Below are 2,156 nucleotides of genomic sequence, written 5' to 3'. Positions count from 1 at the left end.
TGACCGAACTGTTTAATCTGTCGAAAGATTTTATCGACGTTACACGGATTTTCACCCAGAATCCGACTTTTGAGCATCAACGCATACGTCGGACTCGCACCATCACGAACCTCGCCAAGCCCATAAATACCTTGGTTGGTGTCCAATTTCAAGATAGGACCCCCCGTTTGGGTCCGCACAATACGCATGTCAGTGATTTTGAGTGCCGAAGGTTGAGAAGCAGTATTGACATTTGACAGTATTTGTTGATCTTCCATCTATACGTCCCTTTCCGATAGGATGTTTAGCGCGGTATCCAGTATTGTTAAATGGAGCGATGCGCGTTGTTGAAGTTCCCAGACCGTTGGTGTCTCAGAGATGATAACATGTTCACTGTGAAAATGCAACAGGTAAGGGGTCAAACCTTGCGTACCCCATGAAGTGGCGACTTTGTAGACACCTTCGGCAAGGTCTGGAGCATCTTCACCCGGGTCATCTGGATCTATGGGACCAACTGCTTTCGCAGCAGCGGCGAGCTCGGGTCCAATGTATTTTTCGTCCCGTTTGCCTTCGTAGAGGTAAAATCCAGTCGCATCATAGTCTTCATGGAAGTCTATTGCGAGCGAGAATTGGGTTTGACCGAGTGCCTGTTTGACAATAGCGACCTCAGCAATATCTTCTGCTTCAAAGGCGCGGTTGATGTCTACACCATCAAACGTCTCACGCGTGTTGTGAACGTAACCGTAGGGGTTAATGCACGGAATCACCAAAAATGAGAAGTTTTTCAGGAGTGGGGTGTTGTCACGTTCAAGGAATTGTAAGACTGCCTCAACACCAGCGGGTTCATCGCCGTGCATACCACCCGTGATAAGCACTTGTCGCGCTGCCTGTGCAGATGGGGACGCTAAGCAAATCTGATGTATCGGATAACCGTGGGCAGTCCCCAGTAATGCCATTGACACATCCAAGCGTTTCAGACGTTCAGTGATTTCAGTGTAATCGCGCAAATTTCAAAACTCCTTAACAGGTATGCCGTAGCATACCGCAAAACGACTCAATATCCAAACGGTTTTTCAGAATCATTTTATGTTGACATTTACCCTATTTTTTGATAAAATCTCGTTAAACTTATATCCCAAAGGACACAAAAGATGCCAACCGAAGCAGAACTTTACGACGCTGCGCTCACGCACTTTGCGGAGAACGACCTTGAAGCGGCTGTCAACGCCTTCAAAGAACTCACTGACACGTATCCAGACTACATCGAAGGACACCTTGGGCTGGGACACGCTTATGAACGGCTGAGTTTATACGATGAAGCCATCGAGGCTGTCCAGAAAGCCATAGAAATTAACCCGAAGGACCCGCTTGCATATACCAGTTTATCCGTGTGTTACCAACGAAAAGGGATGATTCAAGAAGCAGAAGATGCGATGGCAAAGTCGCAGCAGCTGCAGATGGAAGCATCCGGTTCATCTACATGATCTCTGGAAGGATTGGCGAGGTTATAAATCTCGCCAGCAACAGAATATTGAGGTTTTCTAATGCCAAACGCCACTTTACTCGATCCAACCTCTCAAGGTGATGCGCCAGCGAAATTTCTCTCACCGCGGCTCGATAGCCTTGATGGAAAAGTAATGGGTCTCCTGAACATCACGAAAAATGGTAGTGATATTTTTCTCGACCGCATTGCTGAATTAATGCAAGAACGGTTTGACCTTGCCGAAGTGATTCAGGTCAAAAAACCGACATTCACGCGTCCGGCACCGACGGAATTGCTCGCTGAACTCGCGGAGCAGGCAGACTTCGTTATTGAAGGACTTGCCGACTGAGGCTCTTGCATATCGTGCAGTATGCACGATGGAAGTGCTTTAGAGGAACGCGGTGTCCCCAGTGTCGCAGTCTGTACAGAAGTTTTTTTTGCTGCGGGTAAAGTACAGGCGCGTGTGCTCGGGCATAGCGACTTGGAACCCCTCACTGTGCCACACCCGATCCAGAGTCTCACACCCGATCAGATTCGGGAGCGCGCAGCGGGTGCCGTTGAAGAAATCGTCGCGCGGTTAACAAAAAACGGCGAATCGTAATTTACGGAAAAATTAATAAAACGCCATCCGATAAAGTAGTACGTAGTGTTTACATTTTGTTAGCAGTGATCAATATAGCTGCGAAATAAACGA

General features: G+C 47.8%; 5 protein-coding genes. 3 read left to right on the top strand and 2 right to left on the bottom strand.

All coding sequences use genetic code 11. The annotated features are described in order from the left end of the window. Both OXN25_17890 and OXN25_17885 read right to left on the bottom strand, forming a co-directional pair. Nucleotides 1-257: mandelate racemase/muconate lactonizing enzyme family protein (locus tag OXN25_17890; GenBank protein MDE0426726.1), on the bottom strand; the 257-nt coding region annotated here is incomplete at its 3' end. Beyond that, on the bottom strand, nt 258-986 hold the full coding sequence (locus OXN25_17885) for a M14 family metallocarboxypeptidase (GenBank protein MDE0426725.1): 729 nt from the start codon (nt 984-986) through the stop codon (nt 258-260). A 144-nt stretch (nt 987-1,130) separates the two neighbouring features. Between OXN25_17885 and OXN25_17880 the strand changes: the two genes are divergently transcribed. From OXN25_17880 to OXN25_17870, 3 genes are read left to right on the top strand one after another with little or no spacing between them, the layout of a single operon-like run. After that, the gene (locus OXN25_17880) at nt 1,131-1,463 is read left to right on the top strand and encodes a tetratricopeptide repeat protein (GenBank protein MDE0426724.1); all 333 of its coding nucleotides are present in this window, start codon (nt 1,131-1,133) and stop codon (nt 1,461-1,463) included. Nucleotides 1,464-1,523: 60 nt separating this feature from the next. Continuing rightward, the gene (locus tag OXN25_17875) at nt 1,524-1,811 is read left to right on the top strand and encodes a hypothetical protein (protein MDE0426723.1); all 288 of its coding nucleotides are present in this window, start codon (nt 1,524-1,526) and stop codon (nt 1,809-1,811) included. Nucleotides 1,812-1,832: 21 nt separating this feature from the next. Beyond that, nucleotides 1,833-2,063 carry a hypothetical protein gene (locus tag OXN25_17870; protein MDE0426722.1) on the top strand — a complete coding sequence of 77 codons (231 nt, stop codon included), beginning with the start codon at nt 1,833-1,835 and terminating at the stop codon, nt 2,061-2,063. Nucleotides 2,064-2,156: the final 93 nt, after the last annotated feature.

The organism is Candidatus Poribacteria bacterium (assembly GCA_028820845.1).
Taxonomy (GTDB): Bacteria; Poribacteria; WGA-4E; order WGA-4E; family WGA-3G; genus WGA-3G.
This window is presented reverse-complemented; position numbering and strand designations above follow the sequence as displayed.

Bases quoted from the DNA above. Each gene is read 5' to 3' on its own strand.
- OXN25_17875 (MDE0426723.1), top strand. From the start codon at position 1,524: ATGCCAAACGCCACTTTACTCGATCCAACCTCTCAAGGTGATGCGCCA.
- OXN25_17880 (MDE0426724.1), top strand. From the start codon at position 1,131: ATGCCAACCGAAGCAGAACTTTACGACGCTGCGCTCACGCACTTTGCG.
- OXN25_17870 (MDE0426722.1), top strand. From the start codon at position 1,833: ATGCACGATGGAAGTGCTTTAGAGGAACGCGGTGTCCCCAGTGTCGCA.